Source organism: Streptomyces sp. NPDC090021 (assembly GCF_044748225.1).
Taxonomy (GTDB): Bacteria; Actinomycetota; Actinomycetes; order Streptomycetales; family Streptomycetaceae; genus Streptomyces.
The window spans coordinates 39,677-56,629 of the sequence record NZ_JBIVFO010000032.1 but is presented as its reverse complement, the minus strand read 5'-3'; the positions used below and the strand labels follow the sequence as shown (position 1 = coordinate 56,629).

Genomic DNA, 16,953 nt, shown 5'->3' with positions numbered 1-16,953 from the left:
CCCCGCTAGCCGTTCACCGCCCGGCGGACCACCTCCGCCAGGACGTCCAGGGCGCGGGTGAAGCCCGAGTCCGGGGGTGCCGCGTAGCCGACGACCAGCCCCTCGCGGGACGGCGCAGGGCCGGCGGCCGGGTGCCGGTAGGAGGAGAGGCCGTCCAGGGCCAGCCCCGCCGCACGGGCCGCCGTGAGCACATCGGCCTCACGGCCCGGCGGGAGCTCCAGCACGGCGTGCAGTCCCGCCGAGATACCCGTGACCCGGACCTGCGGGGCGCGTGCGGCCAGTACGGAGACCAGCTGGTCGCGGCGGCGCCGGTAGCGCAGCCGCATCCGCCGCACGTGCCGGTCGTACGCCCCGCAGTCGATGAAGTCGGCGAGGGTCAGCTGGTCCAGCGCGCTCGCCCAGGACTCCCGCAGTCCCTTCGCCGCCAGCACCTCCTCGGCCAGGGCGTCCGGCAGGACCAGCCAGCCCAGGCGGAGCGCGGGGGAGAGGCTCTTGCTGAGCGAGCCCGCGTACACCACGTGCGCCGGGGCCAGACCCTGCACGGCGCCGACCGGTTTGCGGTCGTACCGGAACTCCCCGTCGTAGTCGTCCTCCACGATCACGCCGCCGGTGGTACGCGCCCACTCCGCCGCCGCGGCGCGCCGGGCGGGCAGCAGGTGGCCCCCGGTCGGGAACTGGTGCGCCGGTGTGAGCAGCAACGTGCGCGCCCGGGAGGGGAGTTCCCGGGTCCGGGCGCCGTCCTCGTCGACCGCCACGGGGTGCGGGCGGACCCCGGCGGCGTCGAGGATGCCGTGGTGGAAGGGGAGTCCGTACGCCTCGACGGCCCAGTCCCGGGGCCGCACGGACGCCAGCAGCCGCAGCCCGTTGGCGAATCCGGAGCAGACCACGATGTTCTCGGGGCCCGTACGCACGCCACGCGTGCGGGACAGATAGCCGGCCAGGGCCCGCCGCAGCTCCGGGCGGCCCCGCGGATCGCCGGGCCCGAAGGCGTCGGTGGGCGCCCCGGCCAGCGCCCGCCGGGCGCTGGTGGCCCAGGGGCCCCGCGGGAAGGAGGCGGGGTCGGGCTTGCCCTGGAGCAGGTCGAACCGGGGCCGTTCGAGCGGGGGCCCGGCCCCGGCGGCCGGCGCGGGTGCGGCCGCCACCCCCTCCGCCACCCGGGTGCCGGAGCCCTGCCGGGCCGTGAACCAGCCCTCGGCGACCAGTTCGGCGTAGGCGTCGGCGACGGCGTTGCGGGCCAGACCGAGGTCGGCGGCCAGGGCCCGGTACGGCGGCAGCCGTGTCCCGCCGGCCAGTCGTCCGCTGCGCACGGCGCTGCGCAGGGCCCGGGCGAGGGCGGTGCGCCGCGCGCCCTCGGCGGGGAGCTCCAGGTGCAGGTCGAAGCCGGAGCCGGAGCGGGAGCGGGATCCCGGGTCGGAGCCGGAGCGGGAGCCGGAGCCGGAGTCGGAGCGGGAGCGCGTGCCGGAGCCGGAGCCGGAGTCGGAGCGCGTGCCGGATCCCGTGCCGGAGCGGGAGCCGGAGCCGGAGTCGGAGCGGGAGCGCGTGCCGGAGCCGGAGCCGGAGTCGGAGCGCGTGCCGGATCCCGTGCCGGAGTCGGAGCCGGAGTCGGAGCGCGCGGCAGAGCCCGGGGCGGCGCGCGTGCCGGCTCCAGGGTCCGCTCCCGGGTCCGCTCCTGGGTCGGCGGCGGTCATGGGCGGGGCTCCGGCGCGAAGACGGCGTGGGTGGCCGTCAGGAAGCGGCGGACGGTGTCCCGTTCGGCGGGAGCGAAGGAGTCCAGAACCCCCAGCACCCCGTCGATCAGGGGGCCGAAGAACTCCCTGCCCAGCCGGATCGCCGCCGGCTCCACCCGCAGCAGGATCCGGCGCCGGTCGTGCTCGTCACGAACCCGGGCCACGTGGCCGAGCCGTTCCAGCCGGTCGATCACGGCGGTGGTGCCCGCCGAGTTGAGCCCGAGCCGGGCGCCGAGCAGGCCCGCCGTGGCCGGCTCGGCCGCGCGGGCCGCGTCCAGCAGGCAGATCAGGGCCCGTACGTCGGTGGGGTGCATGCCGTTGCGGGCTGCGAACTCCGTCTGGCGGAGGCCGAATTCGACGGTCACCGCCCGCAGCAGGTGCACCAGCTCCAGGTTCTCCGGCTCACGGCCGCCCGGCTCGCGGTCTCCCGGTCGGCCGTCGCCCGGTTCGAGGTTGTCGTGCACATCGCCCCCTGCCTAGTATCTCGTTCAGCGAGATTATCGCCTGGCGAGAGATTGGACAGCCCGTGTCCCGGACCACCCCTTCCACCTCTTCCGCCGCCTTCCGCGCCGCCTATGACGAGGTGCTCGCCGGCTGGCCCGGCCCCGTCGACTCCGTCGACCTTCCGACCCCCTACGGGGTCACCCGCGTCAACAGCTGCGGCCCGGCCGGTGCCCCGCCGCTGGTGCTGCTCCCGGGAGGGGGAGCGACCTCCGCGGTGTGGGGCGCCTGCGCCGCCGCCGGGGCGGCCCGTACCCACCGCGTGCACGCCGTGGACCTCGTGGGCGAACCGGGGCTCAGCGTCCCGGCACCAGGGCGGCCCCTGCGGACCCCCGAGGACCTGACCGGCTGGCTCGACGCGGTGCTCGACGGGCTCGCCCCGCACGGCCCGGTGACCCTCGGCGGGCACTCGTACGGGGCCTGGATCGCCGCCCACCACGCCGCCCGGCGGCCCGCCCGGACCGGCCGCCTCGTCCTGCTCGACCCGACCCGGGTCTTCGCCGGACTCCGCCCCGGCTACGTCCTGCGCGCGCTGCCCATGCTGCTGCGGCCCACCCCGGAGCGGATCCGGTCCTTCCTCGCCTGGGAGACCGGCGGGACGGCCCTCGACCCGGCCTGGCTCAGGCTCCAGGACGAGACCGCCCGGTTCCCCGCGGCCCGCCCGGCCACCGGCCCCGGGCCGGACCTCGCCCGGCTCGCGCAGCCGCCGGGCGGACGGGCGGAGGTGCGGGTGGAGGTGCTGTTCGCCGGGCGGGCCCGCTGCCACGACCCCGGCCGGGCGGCCCGCGCCGCACGCGAGGCCCTGCCGGGCGCGCGGGTCGACGTACTGCCCGGGGTCGCGCACCACGCGCTGCCCCTGACGGCCGCTGCGGAGATCGCCCACCTGCTCGCCGACCAGGGGGTGTCCGGCGGATCGGGGCCGGACACGGCCTAGCGTTCACCGGGTCGCGGCGCCCGGACACGACACCTCGCCGCGTCGTCGGACCCCGCGCGTGCGTCCGGTACGAGTCAGAGCAGGTTGACGTGGTTTCAGGTTCACTTGTTCGGTCGCTGCCTGGCGTCGGTGGCCTCGGCGTCGGCGAGCAGGGCGGCGGCCTTCGCCTCCAGCGCGGCGATCTCGGCCTCGACCCGCTCTTCCCTGTCGACGAGGCGGCCGTAGCTCATCGCCTTGTGCTTGGAGGCGTTCGCTTCAAGCTTGGTGCCGTCCAGGGCGACGCGGCCCAGGCCGCCGGATGCCTGCTCAGACGGTTGTCGACCGGAGCTGGTGCGGCATGTTCCAGCCCTCGGCGAGTCTCGACGGGTGAACGTTGCGTCCCCCGCCGAAGAACTCGCAGAACTTCATGATCAGCGGGTCCCAGCCGAGCGGGTCCACGTAGTGCGTCCCCGGGATGACCAGGTCTTCCTCGACATGGGCGCGAAGGACCTCGACCTCGAAGGCGGTGGCGCGCGGTTCGGGACCGCCGAAGGGGTGGGCCGAGACGAGCCTGCATTCCAGCTGGACCGGGCATTCCGCAACCCTGGGGGCCCGGACCAGGTCCGATGCCTGTTCGGTCAGCTGTGCGGTCGAGAACTTGTCGGACTCATGCTGGTAGCCCTGCTTCTTCTTGTAGTCCGACATGGTCGGCTTTCCGGTGGTGAGCGCGATCCGGTCGACGGCATCGGCCATCGTCGATGAGGGCAGATTGAGAACGCACTCACCTTCTCGCAGCAGGTTCGCGGTGGTCTGGGCATTGTTGCCGAGACCGAGCATGCAGGACTGGCCCAGCCACCATGCCGAGGATATCGGCGCGAGGTTCGCCGTGCCGTCCTCGTTGAGTGAGCTGATCAGCACCACCGGAGTTCCGAAGTACAGGACCTTGAGCCCGGGGACGACGTGCATGCGCTGCGCCTTTCGCGGAGTGCCAGACGGACAGGTCCGCGATCAGGAACGCGAACCGTCGCTGACTCTCTCGTGAGCGAGACGCCGATGCTGGCGGAAATACGGCATCGCGTTTCGGACGAGTGGGTTGATCGTCCGATGATGGGCCCGGCGCTGATTACTGGGACACGCTCCTAGCCGCGGCGGGACAGCGCGTCGCGGACGGCCTCCTCGGAGCGGGCTACCACCGCGGTGCCGTCCTGCGCGGTGATGATCGGGCGCTGGATGAGCTTCGGGTGCGCGGCCAGGTGGGCGATCCAGCGGGCCCGTGCCGCGTCGGTCTCCTCGCGAGGCAGGTCCCGTACGCCGGTCTCCCGTGACAGCGGGTCCGAGGTGCGCGTGATGTCCCACGGCTCCAGTCCGAGGCGGCCCAGCACCTCGCGGATCTCGTCCTCGGACGGCACGTCCTCCAGGTAGCGGCGCACGGTGTAGTCGGCGCCCTCCGCGTCCAGCAGGGTGAGCGCGCTGCGGCACTTGGAACACGCGGGATTGATCCAGATCTCCATGGCGCCGACCCTATCCGGGGCCCGTCCGGCCAGGGTCGATGTCAGTGGTCGCCGGTAAAATCGAGGGAGAACGACAGGAAGCCAACTACCGTTTGGGAGGCTGTAGATGGCCACTGCCAGCACCGTCCGGCCCGTCCAGAAGAAGCCGCTGCCGGCGGGCCTGCCCCGCGAGTGGTACGAGAGCCACAACCGCCGTCTGAAGGCGATGCGGCTGGCGATATCCCTGCTCGACTCGGGGACCTATGACGCCAAGCGCGCCACCAACCGGAAGATCCGGACCATGGCCGTCCGGACGGGGATCCACCGGCCGTCCAACGTCACCTGCAAGATGGTGCGCGCGTTCATCAAGGACTCGTGACGGCTCACCACCGCACGCCGGGGCTCCGGCCCGCCCTCCACGGGCGGCCGGGCCCCTCCAGGGCGGCGCGCCCGGTCCGGGCCACGCCGCGCCCGGTCCGGGCCCCGGGCGGGGAGGTCACGCGCGGCCGTCCGGGGAGAGCAGCAGAAGGGCCACGTCGTCGCCGGGCCCGCCGTTCGTGAAGGCCGCCAGGTCCTGCCACACCGCCCCGACCAGTCCCGCCGGGTCCCGTGCCAGTGAGGGCACGCGGGTCGCCAGCGGGTAGAAGTGCCCGGCCGCGTCCCGGGCCTCCGTCGCCCCGTCGGTGTGCAGCAGGAACCGGTCCCCGGGCAGCACGGGCAGCTCCACCACCTTCGGCGGATCGAGCCCCGCCAGCCCCAGACCCAGCGGAGGGCCCGGCTCGACCGGCACCTCGTCCACCGCCGCCCCCCGCAGCCGCAGCGCCGGCGGATGCCCGCACGACACGAACCGTACGAGGTCCAGCCCCGGCGGGAACTCCACCAGCACCGCCGTCGCGAACAGCTCCGGATGGTCGACGTGGGCGTCGGCCGCGTCCGCCAGCAACCGCCGGTCCAGCCGGACCGCCACCGCCGCCAGCTCCGCGTCGTCGAGCACGGCCTCGCGGAAGGCGCCGAGCAGCGCCGCCACCGTGGCCACCGCCGCCAGGCCGTGCCCCTGCACGTCCGCGACCAGCGCCCGTACCCCGAACGGCCCGACCCGTACGTCGTACAGGTCGCCGCCCACCAGCGTGCCGCGCTGCGCCGCCCGGTAGAGGGCCGAGCAGCGCACCTCGCCCACCCGTTCGGGCACCGGCGGCAGCACCGCCAGCTGGGCCGCCTCCGCGACGGTCCGCACGCTGACCAGCTGTTCGTCCCGGCGCTGGCGGACCCAGGCGATGACCACGCTCAGCAGCCCGACGACGGCCACCGTGGCCAGGTCCGTGCCCCGGGCATGGGCGACGCCGATGTCGTGCACCCCCAGCAGCAGCAGGACGATCGCGGCGAAGACCGCGGTCCCGGCCGCCCCGTAGGCGAAGGCGGCCACCGGGGGCAGACCCGCCAGGAAGAAGCCCAGCTCCACGTCGGCCGTCAGCGCCTGCGCGAGGACGAGTCCCACCAGGGCCGCCGCGGGCGCGATCCGCGCCCAGCGCGGCGGTGGCTCGCCGTGCAGCCAGCCCGGATCCTCGCGTCCGCGTCTCACCCCTCCACCCTGGTACGCGGGCCCGGCCCGCGCACCCCGGACCGGTCTGCCGGGTGGCTCCCCGCGCCCCGGGCCGCGACAGTGGTGGCGTGACGGGAAACGAAGGTCCCCGGAGGGCGCTCGGCCGCGCCCACGTCGAGGCGCACGGCACCGGCGAGGGCCCCGCGAGCGCGGGGATGAGCACCCGCCTCAACTGGCTCCGCGCAGGGGTGCTCGGTGCCAACGACGGGATCATCTCCACCGCCGGCCTGGTGGTCGGCGTGGCCGGTTCCACCACGTCCCGCGCGACGATCCTGGCGGCCGGTGTCGCCGGGCTGCTGGCGGGCGCCCTGTCCATGGCGGCGGGGGAGTACGTCTCCGTCAGCTCCCAGCGGGACTCCGAACGGGCCGCGCTCGACATGGAACGCAAGGAGCTGGCCGAAGAGCCGGAGGAGGAGCTCGACGAGCTCACCGACCTGCTGGCGGAGCGGGGCCTGAGCCGGGACGTCGCCCGGGAGGCGGCGGTGCAGCTCACGGAGCGGGACGCCCTGCGGGCCCACGCCCGGGTGGAGCTGGGGATCAACCCGGACGAACTCGCCAATCCCTGGCACGCGGCCTTCGCGAGCCTCGTCGCCTTCACGGTGGGGGCGCTGCTGCCGCTGCTGGCGATCATCCTGCCGGGGCCGTCGGCGCGGGTGCCGGTGACGGTGGTCTCGGTGCTGGGGGCGCTCACGCTGTGCGGGGTGCTCAGCGCACGGCTGGGCGGGGCGCCGGTGCCGAGGGCGGTCGTCCGCAACGTGGCCGGTGGTGCCCTGGCGATGGCCGTCACCTACGCGGTCGGCACCTGGCTCGGCACCGCCACCGCCTGACGGGGCCCCGGGGCTCCGCCCCGAAACCCGCGCCGCCACCGCCTGACGGGGCCCCGGGGCTCCGCGCCCCGAACCCCGCGCCTCAAACGCCGGCGGGGCCCCGAACCCCGCGCCGCCACCGCCTGACGGGGCCCCGGGGCTCCGCCCCGAACCCCGCGCCTCAGAACGCCGGCGGGGCCTGAACCTGCCTCCGCAGGTCTTCGGGTGCGGTTGTCAGCGGTGGCCGGGGGAGATCGAGGCGCGGGAGCGCCGGTTCGTGACGTCCACCGGGGGACGCCCCTCCGGCGGAGGACGACGACGCGCCCCGAACGGCCCGAGCGCGGCGCAGCGACCCGGCAGGATGGGGGCATGCGCATCGCAGTCACCGGGTCGACCGGGCTCATCGGCAGTGCACTCGTGCGGTCCCTGCGGGAGGACGGCCACGAGGTGGTGCGTTTCGTGCGGCGGGAGCCGGCCGCCCCGGACGAGGCGCGGTGGGATCCGGAGCGCGGCCATGTGGACCCGGCCGGGCTGGCCGGCTGCGGCGCCGTCGTGCACCTGGCCGGGGCCGGGCTCGGGGACCGCCGGTGGACCGCCGCGTACAAGCGGAAGATCCGCGACAGCCGGGTGCTGGGCACCGCCGCGCTCGCGAACGCCCTCGCCGGCCTCGACGAGCCGCCCGCGGTCCTGGTCAGCGGCTCCGCGGTCGGCTACTACGGGGACACCGGCGACCGCCCCGTGGACGAGGACGCCCCCGCCGGTCAGGGCTTCCTGCCCTCGGTCTGCGTGGAGTGGGAGGCCGCGGCCGCCCCCGCCCGGGAAGCCGGGATCCGGACCGCGTTCGCCCGTACCGGACTGGTCGTCGCCAAGGAGGGCGGGGCCTGGGCGCGGATGTTCCCCCTGTTCCGCGCGGGTGTCGGGGGCCGGCTCGGCGACGGCCGCCAGTACTGGCCGTACATCTCCCTCCGGGACGAGGTCGCGGCCCTGCGGCACATCATCGACACCCCCTCGCTCAGCGGTCCGGTCAACCTCACCGCCCCCGAGCCGCTGACCAACCGGCAGGTCACCGCCGCCATGGGCCGGGTGCTGCACCGGCCGGCGGTGCTGCCCGTGCCGGCCGTGGCCCTGCGGGTCGTGCTCGGGGAGTTCTCCCAGGACGTGCTGGGCGGTCAGCGGGCCCGCCCCGCCCGGCTCCTGGAGTCCGGTTTCGTCTTCCGCGACCCCGGCATCGAGCAGGCCATCCGCGCCGCACTCGAATAGCCGCACTCGAATGAACGGCGTGCGACCGTGTGCGACCGTTCGTGACCCGGATGCGACCGCTGTGCGACCGGAGCTGTCCGCAATACCCGGCCGAACCGGGGTTCCCGCGCGACCGGTTGGGGGAAGGAGGATCCCCACACAGCCGCGCCGACCTCGGGGAGGGGCACGTGCTCAGCAGCGCACCCAATGCCGCACACCATGCGGACGTCGTCATCGTAGGAGCCGGGGTCTCAGGACTCGCGGCCGCGCACCACCTGATCGCAGCCGGGGTCACGGTCACCGTCCTGGAGGCCGCGGACGGCCCCGGCGGGCGGATGGCCACCGAATCCGCCGACGGGTTCCGGCTCGACCGGACGGCCCAGTTGCTCAGCACCGCCTACAGCGAACTCGAACGCACCCACGCCCTGCGCGCCCTGGTCCTGCGCCCCTTCTCGCCCGGGGCCCTGGTCCACACCGACGGCAGGCAGGTGCGGGCCGCGTCCCTCACCCCCGCCCGCGCCCTGGCCAGCGGCTCCCTCGACCAGGCCCGGCTCGGCGCCGCCCTCGGCAGGCTCGCCGCACTGCCCGAGGACAAGCTGCTCGCCCGGCCCGAACGCACCGCGTCCGCCGCCCTGCGCACCCGCGGCCTGCCGTCGCGGACCCTGCACGGCGTGCTCCGGCCGCTGCTCTCCGCCCTGCTCCACGACCCGGAGCTCACCACCTCCAGCCGGGTCGCCGACCTGGCCCTGCGCACCTTCGCCCGCGGCCGCCTCGCCGTACCCGAAGGCGGTGCGGCGGCCCTGCCCGACCTGCTCGCCGCGGGCCTGCCGCCCGGCACCGTACGGACCGGCATCACGGTCCGGTCGGTGGCCACCAACCTGGTCACCACCGAGGAGCACGGCGAATTCCGCTGCCGCTCCGTCCTGCTCGCCACCGGCGCCCGCGCCGCCGCCGAACTCCTGCCCGGCCTGCGCGTGCCCGGATTCCACGAGCTCACCGTCCTGCACCACGCCACCGCGACCCCGCTGCACCGGGACGCCTCGCTGATCGTGGACGGGGACCCCGACTGGCCCGTCTGCCACACCGCCGTCATGAGCGCGGTCGACCCCACACGGGCCCCGGCCGGCCGCAGCCTGGTCACCACGACCGTGCTCGGTCCGCCGCCACCGCTGCGCACCGTCGCCTCGCGCCTCGCCCGCCTCTACGACACCGGCACCCGCGAGTGGGAGCTGCTGGCCGTCCACCACACCCCGGACGCCGTCCCCGCGATGCCCCCGCCGCACGACCGGCGCCGCCCCGTCCGGGTACTGGCCGGGCTCTACGTGTGCGGCGACCACCGCGACACCAACACCGTCCAGGGCGCCCTGCACTCGGCCCGCCGCGCCGCCTGCGCGGTCCTGCGCGACTTCGGCATCCCGCTCCCGGTGGTCCCGGAGCCCGCACTCCCGGTGGCGGCCTGAGAACCACCCACGACCCAGGGGCCCGGTCCTCCCGCCTCGGGACCGGGCCCCTGCCGCGCACAGGACGCTCCGGGGCGGCCGATCCGGGGCTGCCGCTCAGGACAGCGCCGCCACCCGGTCGCGGTACGTCCGCACGGCCGAGGCGTCCCGGTACGGCTCCAGCCGCCGCTCGAAGTCCCGTACGTACTCCACCGCGCGCACCGACCGCATCTCCATCGCCTGCTGCGCCGCCTCCGCGCCCAGCGCGCACGCCTGGTCCAGCTCGCCCAGTCCCAGCCGGGCCGTGGCCAGCACCACCCGGCAGAACAGCCGCGACCGTGCGAACCCCGGCGCCCTGAGCTGCAGGGACCGCTCCGCGTGCTGCGCCGAGGCCCGGTACTGCTGGAGGTCCCGGTGGCAGTGCCCGAACTCGTCCGCCAGCTGCGCCTCGTCGTACTGGCGCGCCCAGTGCGGCACGTCGTCCCCCGGCCGGGCGGCGCCCAGCGCGCGTTCGGCCCGCACCAGGCAGGCCGTGGCCGCCCGGACCTCGCCGAGGACCGCGTGCCCCCGCGCCTCCGCCGCGTGCAGCAGTGCCTGCACCACGGGCGGCGGCCCGGAGCCGACGCCCTGCTGGGCGACCCGGGCCAGCTGCACCGCCTCCCTGCCGTGGCCGAGGTAGACCGCCTGCCGGCTCATGGTGACCAGCACGTACGAGCCGTAGGGGCGGTCCCCGGCCGCCTGCGCGAGCCGCAGGGCCTGCACGAAGTACCGCTGGGCGAGTCCGTGCGCGGCGATGTCGTACGAGGTCCAGCCCGCGAGCCGGGTCAGGTCCGCGGCGGCGGCGAACAGCCGCCGCCCCGTGGTCTCGCCGTAGGTGCCCCGGAGCATCGGCTCGGCCTCGTGCTCCAGGTACCGCACGAGCGCCTGGCGGGCGTGTCCGCCGCCGTAGGCGTGGTCCAACGTCCGGAACAGCTCGCTCACCGACCGCAGCGCGGCGATGTCGCCGGCCGTCACGCGCTGTCCGGGCCCGCGGTCGATCTGCCGCTGCCGCGGCACCGAGGTCCGGCCCTGGAGCGGGACGCGGACCGCGGCCGGTTCCGCCCCCCGGGCCACGCGCTCGTCGGGCCGCCCGATCAGCCAGTCGCGACTGGGCACGACCAGCCCGGCCGGGGTGAAGGCGATCTTCCGGAGCTCGGCGTGGGAGCCGGAGTCCTTGCGCCACAGGCCGCTCGCGATGTCCACGGCCTCCTCCGGGGTGGCCGCGAACTCCAGCCCCGCGTAGACCGGGGCACAGGCGTCGAGGCCCAGGTCCTGCGCGGAGAGCCGGCGGCCGAGCCGCCGGGTGAAGACCTCGGCGATCAGCGCCGGGGTGGTCCCGCGCGGCTGCTGGCCGCGCAGCCAGCGGGTCACGGAGGTCTTGTCGTACCGCAGGTCGAGACCGTGTTCCAGACCGAGCTGGTCGACGCGGCGGGCGAGCCCGGCGTTGGAGAACCCGGCTTCCGCGATCAGCGCCGCGAGCTGCCGGTTGGGGACACGCTGGGCAGGTCGTTCCGTCATCGGCTCCACGGTTTCCTGACGTGACGGACCGGAGTCCCGGCCCTTGAACGGCGTGAATGTAGCGGCGAACGTCGGCCGGGCCGCCCTCTCTGCCCCACATTCATCCGATCGTGTGCAGAACAGGACCCGGGGTGGACAGTGGGCTGTGGCCAGGAAGAGCCGTCGACCGATAACCGACATATCCAGCCAAGTCAATACTGGCTAGGCGTAGCGGTGCTTGCACTGTGTTGGAATCCAGCGCACAGGGCCCCCGACCACAAGGCCGGGGGTCGTCTGCTGTCCGGGCCGGTTTCCCGTTCTCGCAATCGTGATCGCTTGACCCCGGGGTCACAGGCTCGGGAGCATCGAACGCGGCACTCCGCCGAACGGGAGAGGGGAACCGGAAGCCATGAAGGTGACCAAGCTGATCAGCACCTGTGACGTGAAGGACTGCCCGACGATTGACGTGAAGGACTGCCCGACGATCTACGCGACCGACAGGGGCACGTTCCTTGTGCAGGGCGAGACGCCCGACGACCACGGGCTCAAGATTCCCGCTCACGAAAGCCTCGTGGAGATCCCCGTCGAGCTGATCAAGAAGGCCATTGCCGATGGCCTCGTCTAGCACTCTCGCCGAACTCTTCGAGCGGTTCCAGCACGAGGCGTTCCGCCTGGAGACTCTGGACGACTACAGCGGTTCCGGGAACGTTGATGCCTACCGGGCCTTCCAGGCCGGTCAGGAGCGGCCTGAGGGCTACAACGCCGGATGGGTTGAAGAACTCAGGGAACTCACGCACGAGGGCAAGCGGGTGTACCGCGTGCACGTCCTCAAGCGGCCTCTCACGGAGTACCTCCGATTCGAGCTGGGCTGGGGCTACCGGACGAACATGACCGGCGGGGAAGAATTCTTCATCCTCGACGTGACGGACGCCCCGAACCCGCTCGACGCTGTTCCGGACTTCTGGCTCTTCGACTCCAAGGACACGGCCGTGATGCGATACGACGACGCCGCGGCGTACCTCGGCGCCGACGTTCTGTCACAGGACGAAGCTGCCGCTTACGTCGTCTACCGGGAAACGGCACTCGCCCACGCGGAGCCGTTCACCGACTGGTGGGCCAAGTACGGCGAGTGAACAAGGCACAGCTCGGGGCCGCGCTGCGGGCACTGCGAGAGGCGTCAGGCAAGGAAGCCAAAGCAGTCGCCCGTAGCGCCCTCATGTCTCCGTCCAAGCTCTCCAAGATTGAGAACGCCAATCTCCTTCCCAGCGCCGCGGACGTGGAGCGCATCCTTACGGCCATAGGTGTCTCTGACGTGATCAAAGCCGAGTACACCGAAGCTGCCCGCGCGGCGACCACTGAAGCCACCGCCTGGCGGCTCCTCAAGCGGGCCGGCATCCACAAGGGCCAGCAGGCGGCGAAGGCCCTAGAAGCTCAAATGACCGTCCTGCGGCTGTTCCAGCCCGCCCTGGTACCCGGGCTGCTCCAGACACCCGAGTACATCCGCGCCGTCCTTCAGCGCCATGACCTGAGCGAGGAGGCCCTCACGCGCACGATCAGCGGCAGGCTTGAACGTCAGGCGGTGCTGTTCGACAGCACGAAGAAGCTCCGCTTCGTCATCACCGAACCCGTCCTTCGGTGGCGGATCGTCCCGCCCCCGATGATGGCCGCGCAGCTCGACCGGATCGTCTCCATGTCCCGCCTCGCGCACGTGGACATCAGGGTCGTGCCGCTGTCCGTCCCGCAGACGGACATCGCCAATCACGCCTTCGTCGTCCGAGACGACCGCATGGTGACCGTTGAGACGGTGCACGCCGAGATAGTCGTTACGGATCCGCGCGACGTTGAAATGTACGTTCGGAAGTTCGAAGGATTCGAGAAAGCGGCGGTGTCCGGCGATGAAATGCAGAGCCTCGCTGAAGGTATCCGGGACGGGTTTTTGAGGGAACAGGAAACCGGCTAGGAACCGTCTCCGGCCCTGGTCACTATTGCTGCCGACGCAGCAATGGGTGAAGCGAAGGGGTGCGGTGATGGCGGCAGCAACGACGGCACAGCAGCAGGCAGCAAAGCTCTCCATGTCCCCGTGGCCGCAGCCTCCCGCCAGCCAGAAGTGGGACGAGGAGCGCTCTGTGGCGAAGGGCCCTCTGGCGGGGACGATCGTGAGCGACAGGAACGTGTTGATCCGTCGCCACGCTGCCCAGGGCCACCAGTGAGGGCCGTCGCCACAGCCCTCGACAAGGGCCAGTGGCGGACGTACGACCCCACGTGTGGCGTGTGTACCGCCCTGGACGGGGAGCGGCACGAGGCGGCCGACGCGGGCGAGTGGCGCGAGGTGGCCAAGATCAACCAGGAGATCGGCAGCCACCCGCACCTACGTCGCCGGAGCGGCACGTGAAGATCACGGTTCATGATGACGCCCCCTGGTACTGCGGGGCGTACACGTTCCTCCCGCTCGAGGCGGTCGAGACTCATCGCCGCATTACCGGCCGTGACCTGTCGAACTACATGATCGAGTGCGTCCGCGACCAGGGCCACGAGGACGAGCACAGCGGCACGATCCGAGGCTCCGGAGCCTTCCAATGGGAGGCCGAGCACGCGATCAAGCGGCGCGCTGCCTGTCACAGACTCCCGCCTCCTATGGGGGCGGGCACCCATGCCGGCTGCGAGCCGAGAGGAGGCGCAGCGATGACCGACCCTGGCGACAAGTCCGGCGACGGCGGTGGAGCGAAGTGGCCGCCCCCGCCCGCCGCGTAACCAGCCCCCAACCGTCGAGAGAGGGAATCTCACTGTGACGACCATGCTGGAATCGCCCGTCGCCTTACGGCACGGGCGGGACCTCGTCAGTCCCGAGCTGTTCGAGAAGGTCTCTGAATTCTGCGCCGAGGAGTATGGACACGAGCTGTCCACCGCCCGGCGGATCGTGGACCAGGCCCTTGCCTTCCTCAAGGTTATGGGCGACGCCCGCGCCTTCGACATGACCCCGTCGGACGCCGTGGACCTCGGCTGGCACTCCTTCGTACTCCACACGCAGGCCTACGCCACGTGGTGCGACGAGCAGTTCGGGTTCTTCCTCGGACACGAACCCAAGGCCACCGTCCGTACCCGTCCGCTGATCGGCTCTGTGGTGGACCGGGTCAGCGCCGCCGGGTTCCACGTCGATGACCGGCTGTGGGGCTCCGCGAAGGACTGCAACCCGCCAGCCTGCTGCGGCGACGGCGACGGCTGCTGAGGGAGTCGCGTAGCGCTCCCCGGTAACGGCACGGCTCAGCTCCATGCCTGATCCACCCCGAGAGATGAGCCCCGGGCGCGGCCAATGAGCCCGGGGCTCGCCCACGAACAGAGGTTAGCCGCATGGCAGTTGTCGAGCCCTTGGCCGGGCGGAGCCGCGTCACCGTGTTCCGGATGTTCGGCGCCGTGTACGGCTACGCCACCCATTCTTTGGACAGCCGGAGCATTGGAGAGGTGGCGATCGTCGGCCCGCTGACTCCCGGGGTCGAGTGGGGGAGGCTATGGGACACAGCCCGGACGATGTGCCGGGAGACGGAAGGGTCCGCCGACCATGCGCGCTGGATCATGGCACAGGCGAGCCGCTCGTTCACGTGCGGCAGCGACGTGGTGGTGAAGCTCCCCGCTGGCACGTGGAAGGTCACCCCGGGACGACGGGCCGAGCTTCACGGGTACTGCTACCGCGACCACCTTTGGACCGGGAACCTCACGGTCGACGAGGTTACTCCGGACCAGTTAGCGGCGTACGGTCCCATCTATAGGGCTTAGCTATGTCGAGTTGAGGATCGGCTGTACGGAACAGTCAAGGCCACTGGCCCGCCGGCCTCGCCACGGGAACGCCAACTTGCAGTAGGCCACTACTGAGCCCTTTCCATCCTCACCCTGAGCTGGCCAGATGCAGGGCGAGGACGGCTTGGACGAGGTTGGTGATCCTGGTGGTCGAGCATCGCTGATTACGGAGGAGTCGCCAGGACCCGAGAGTCCTCGGTGGAGATCGTTGGAGGATCTTCAGATAGTGGTGGTCTGCCAGGGGACTCTGCCCTCGTGCAGGATGTGGCGCAGGGTCTCGCGACTGAGATGGCCCCTCGGGCTATCGGGCCAGTGACTTCGACACGACACGTGAAGGCGTGTCGGCTACCACCTAAACCTGAATCAGTCATTCAGAGTGTCTCTATGGACCAAGGTCTAGCAGCACTCATCGCCGGTTTGGCGGCACTCGTAGGAGCCGTCGTGGGTGGTGCAGCTGCCGTGTATGGTGCACGGATCAGCGCTGAAAAGACGTCTGCTGCCCTCCTCCAGCAGACAGCCGATCAAGCTGTAGTCGAACATCGACACTGGGCTCGCGAACAGCGGCGTCTGGCATGCACAAAAATTATGGATACCTACTCAGACTTCAGCCGTGCGTTGGTCGCATCCACCGGGGCGCTAAGCTCCGGTGGTCTTCCGAGCCAGGAAGACCACCTCAAGGTAGAGGGGGCTGCCCTCCCTCTCATGACCGCAGCAAATCACCTACGCCTCTGGGGGCCAGATCAGCTTAGCGATGCAGCTAAGGCGCTTTCCGGGGAAGTTTCCTCAGCCGTCTTCGTAATGAAGGACTGGGTCGCTGTAGCCAGGACCTCAGTACCGGACACTGCGACATTCGAGGCAGCGTTCGCAAGTATGCCGCTTCGTGAACGCTACTCACGTTTTATCCAAACGGCTGGAGAGGCGCTCCAAAACCCAAACTAAGACCGTGAGCCTTTTCCAACCTGGTTCTGGAGTATGAATGTTGGCCTGACAACGTGGTGAAGCCCCTGGTAAATGGGTTTTCGACCAAGAGAACCGTCTCCACCAGAGGCATCACGTGCTTGTCTACCCGTCGGGCGTCGACGTGTCCAGCTCCACCCTCCGCTTCCTCGCGCAGCAGCTGCGGCGCCACCGCCGCGCGATCGGTTCCCGGTGGCCTGCGGCCGGCAAGGGCGTTGGGCCCGAGGGAGCGCGCGACGCGGGACGGCCACGACCTCCGGCACTACTTCGCCTCGACATGTCTCCTGAACGGCTTGTCCATCCTGGCCGTGTCCCGATGGCTCGGAAACGCCTCCATCACCATCACCGCCGACACGTGCGGGCACATGATGCCGGACTCCATGGTCCAGGCCGTGAACGTCCACGACGGCATCAGGGGCTGGCCGCGTAACGGCTACTGAGCACCGGTGATGACTTCATGCTGGGACTAGTACATGGTTCAGTCCATAGATGCAGCTCAGGGCCGCACTCACTCGTTTGTGTGCAGAATCGGTAGGGCTCTTTACGGACTCGTCCCCTCCGCCCGCGTACGCTGCGGGCCATGACCCGCCGGCACCACCCGTCACACCTGCCCGAGGAGCGGACGGATTCCACCGCTCCGCTGCCTCCGCCCGAGCTGACCGAAGCCGAGTGCCGGCGCTGCGGCACCTACATCGCGGGGCTCGACGGGCGTTACGCCTGTGGTGTGTGCGGCTGGGTGAATGACCACTCGGAGGGCCACCGGCGGCTGCCGCGCGCGGACGAGGACCCGGACCGCCCGCCGAAGGGCCGGCGACGGCCGAAGCAACGGCCGTGGCCGCTGCCGGAGCCGGGGCCGGAGCCGGGGCCGCACGCGGGGCCCTGAAGGGGCCGGGACGGGCAGCCGTACCCTTGCTCAGTGAAGTACGTGCACACAGCAGGTTCAATGAGGAGGC

The 16,953-nt window shown here is 72.2% G+C and carries 20 protein-coding genes and 3 pseudogenes; 15 read left to right on the top strand and 8 right to left on the bottom strand.

The annotated features are described in order from the left end of the window. Positions 1-5 precede the first annotated feature (5 nt). Positions 6-1,688, bottom strand: a complete 1,683-nt coding sequence (locus ACIPXC_RS24615) for a PLP-dependent aminotransferase family protein (protein ID WP_401622055.1) — start codon at positions 1,686-1,688, stop codon at positions 6-8. Further along, positions 1,685-2,191, bottom strand: a complete 507-nt coding sequence (locus ACIPXC_RS24610) for a MarR family winged helix-turn-helix transcriptional regulator (protein ID WP_401622052.1) — start codon at positions 2,189-2,191, stop codon at positions 1,685-1,687. The genes ACIPXC_RS24615 and ACIPXC_RS24610 overlap by 4 nt, the downstream gene beginning before the upstream one ends. 62 nt (positions 2,192-2,253) lie before the next feature. Here ACIPXC_RS24610 and ACIPXC_RS24605 point away from each other — a divergent pair, with 62 nt between their 5' ends. Next, positions 2,254-3,162 carry an alpha/beta fold hydrolase gene (locus ACIPXC_RS24605; protein WP_401622049.1) on the top strand — a complete coding sequence of 303 codons (909 nt, stop codon included), beginning with the start codon at positions 2,254-2,256 and terminating at the stop codon, positions 3,160-3,162. Between the two features lie 116 nt (positions 3,163-3,278). Here the strand turns inward: ACIPXC_RS24605 and ACIPXC_RS24600 are convergent. The 3 genes and pseudogenes from ACIPXC_RS24600 to ACIPXC_RS24590 all read right to left on the bottom strand — a co-directional run. Beyond that, a pseudogene (locus tag ACIPXC_RS24600) lies at positions 3,279-3,452 on the bottom strand (IS1182 family transposase); the annotation flags it as partial. 16 nt (positions 3,453-3,468) lie between these two features. Beyond that, positions 3,469-4,107: a flavin reductase family protein gene (locus ACIPXC_RS24595; RefSeq protein WP_401622046.1), complete on the bottom strand. Its 639-nt coding sequence runs from the start codon at positions 4,105-4,107 to the stop codon at positions 3,469-3,471. Positions 4,108-4,280: 173 nt separating this feature from the next. After that, positions 4,281-4,652 carry an ArsC/Spx/MgsR family protein gene (locus ACIPXC_RS24590; RefSeq protein WP_401622043.1) on the bottom strand — a complete coding sequence of 124 codons (372 nt, stop codon included), beginning with the start codon at positions 4,650-4,652 and terminating at the stop codon, positions 4,281-4,283. A gap of 106 nt (positions 4,653-4,758) precedes the next feature. Between ACIPXC_RS24590 and ACIPXC_RS24585 the strand changes: the two genes are divergently transcribed. Continuing rightward, positions 4,759-5,010, top strand: coding sequence for a hypothetical protein (locus ACIPXC_RS24585; protein ID WP_030961661.1), 252 nt, complete (start codon positions 4,759-4,761; stop codon positions 5,008-5,010). A 117-nt stretch (positions 5,011-5,127) separates the two neighbouring features. Here ACIPXC_RS24585 and ACIPXC_RS24580 read toward each other — a convergent pair whose 3' ends face one another. Continuing rightward, positions 5,128-6,210, bottom strand: coding sequence for a PP2C family protein-serine/threonine phosphatase (locus tag ACIPXC_RS24580; protein ID WP_401622039.1), 1,083 nt, complete (start codon positions 6,208-6,210; stop codon positions 5,128-5,130). Positions 6,211-6,386: 176 nt separating this feature from the next. Here ACIPXC_RS24580 and ACIPXC_RS24575 point away from each other — a divergent pair, with 176 nt between their 5' ends. The 3 genes from ACIPXC_RS24575 (at position 6,387) to ACIPXC_RS24565 (ending at position 9,736) form a co-directional block, all read left to right on the top strand. Then, entirely contained in the window at positions 6,387-7,058 is a 672-nt protein-coding gene (locus ACIPXC_RS24575; protein ID WP_401622161.1) for a VIT family protein, read from the top strand. Positions 7,059-7,406: 348 nt separating this feature from the next. Beyond that, positions 7,407-8,297, top strand: a complete 891-nt coding sequence (locus tag ACIPXC_RS24570; protein ID WP_401622036.1) for a TIGR01777 family oxidoreductase — start codon at positions 7,407-7,409, stop codon at positions 8,295-8,297. 167 nt (positions 8,298-8,464) lie between these two features. Next, positions 8,465-9,736, top strand: a complete 1,272-nt coding sequence (locus tag ACIPXC_RS24565; protein ID WP_401622033.1) for an FAD-dependent oxidoreductase — start codon at positions 8,465-8,467, stop codon at positions 9,734-9,736. A gap of 96 nt (positions 9,737-9,832) precedes the next feature. Here ACIPXC_RS24565 and ACIPXC_RS24560 read toward each other — a convergent pair whose 3' ends face one another. After that, entirely contained in the window at positions 9,833-11,272 is a 1,440-nt protein-coding gene (locus ACIPXC_RS24560) for a regulator (protein ID WP_401622030.1), read from the bottom strand. Between the two features lie 388 nt (positions 11,273-11,660). Between ACIPXC_RS24560 and ACIPXC_RS24555 the strand changes: the two genes are divergently transcribed. The 7 genes from ACIPXC_RS24555 (at position 11,661) to ACIPXC_RS24525 (ending at position 15,022) form a co-directional block, all read left to right on the top strand. Further along, positions 11,661-11,876, top strand: a complete 216-nt coding sequence (locus ACIPXC_RS24555) for a hypothetical protein (protein ID WP_401622027.1) — start codon at positions 11,661-11,663, stop codon at positions 11,874-11,876. Beyond that, positions 11,863-12,384 carry a DUF6879 family protein gene (locus ACIPXC_RS24550; RefSeq protein WP_401622024.1) on the top strand — a complete coding sequence of 174 codons (522 nt, stop codon included), beginning with the start codon at positions 11,863-11,865 and terminating at the stop codon, positions 12,382-12,384. The genes ACIPXC_RS24555 and ACIPXC_RS24550 overlap by 14 nt, the downstream gene beginning before the upstream one ends. Next, the gene (locus tag ACIPXC_RS24545; RefSeq protein ID WP_401622021.1) at positions 12,381-13,211 is read left to right on the top strand and encodes a helix-turn-helix domain-containing protein; all 831 of its coding nucleotides are present in this window, start codon (positions 12,381-12,383) and stop codon (positions 13,209-13,211) included. Before ACIPXC_RS24550 ends, ACIPXC_RS24545 begins: the two co-directional genes overlap by 4 nt. A gap of 246 nt (positions 13,212-13,457) precedes the next feature. Continuing rightward, on the top strand, positions 13,458-13,643 hold the full coding sequence (locus ACIPXC_RS24540) for a hypothetical protein (protein ID WP_401622019.1): 186 nt from the start codon (positions 13,458-13,460) through the stop codon (positions 13,641-13,643). Continuing rightward, positions 13,640-14,002 carry a hypothetical protein gene (locus ACIPXC_RS24535; RefSeq protein ID WP_401622016.1) on the top strand — a complete coding sequence of 121 codons (363 nt, stop codon included), beginning with the start codon at positions 13,640-13,642 and terminating at the stop codon, positions 14,000-14,002. Before ACIPXC_RS24540 ends, ACIPXC_RS24535 begins: the two co-directional genes overlap by 4 nt. Positions 14,003-14,045: 43 nt before the next feature. Next, on the top strand, positions 14,046-14,477 hold the full coding sequence (locus ACIPXC_RS24530) for a hypothetical protein (RefSeq protein ID WP_401622158.1): 432 nt from the start codon (positions 14,046-14,048) through the stop codon (positions 14,475-14,477). 122 nt (positions 14,478-14,599) lie between these two features. Beyond that, positions 14,600-15,022: a hypothetical protein gene (locus ACIPXC_RS24525; protein ID WP_401622014.1), complete on the top strand. Its 423-nt coding sequence runs from the start codon at positions 14,600-14,602 to the stop codon at positions 15,020-15,022. A gap of 109 nt (positions 15,023-15,131) precedes the next feature. Here ACIPXC_RS24525 and ACIPXC_RS24520 read toward each other — a convergent pair. Further along, positions 15,132-15,236, bottom strand: a pseudogene (locus ACIPXC_RS24520) (IS5/IS1182 family transposase); the annotation flags it as partial. A gap of 861 nt (positions 15,237-16,097) precedes the next feature. Between ACIPXC_RS24520 and ACIPXC_RS24515 the strand changes: the two are divergent. The 3 genes and pseudogenes from ACIPXC_RS24515 to ACIPXC_RS24505 form a co-directional block, all read left to right on the top strand. Next, a pseudogene (locus ACIPXC_RS24515) lies at positions 16,098-16,196 on the top strand (IS5/IS1182 family transposase); the annotation flags it as partial. 97 nt (positions 16,197-16,293) lie between these two features. Continuing rightward, on the top strand, positions 16,294-16,440 hold the full coding sequence (locus ACIPXC_RS24510; protein WP_401622167.1) for a hypothetical protein: 147 nt from the start codon (positions 16,294-16,296) through the stop codon (positions 16,438-16,440). A gap of 140 nt (positions 16,441-16,580) precedes the next feature. Then, positions 16,581-16,883: a hypothetical protein gene (locus tag ACIPXC_RS24505; protein WP_401622011.1), complete on the top strand. Its 303-nt coding sequence runs from the start codon at positions 16,581-16,583 to the stop codon at positions 16,881-16,883. The last annotated feature ends 70 nt before the right edge of the window (positions 16,884-16,953 follow it).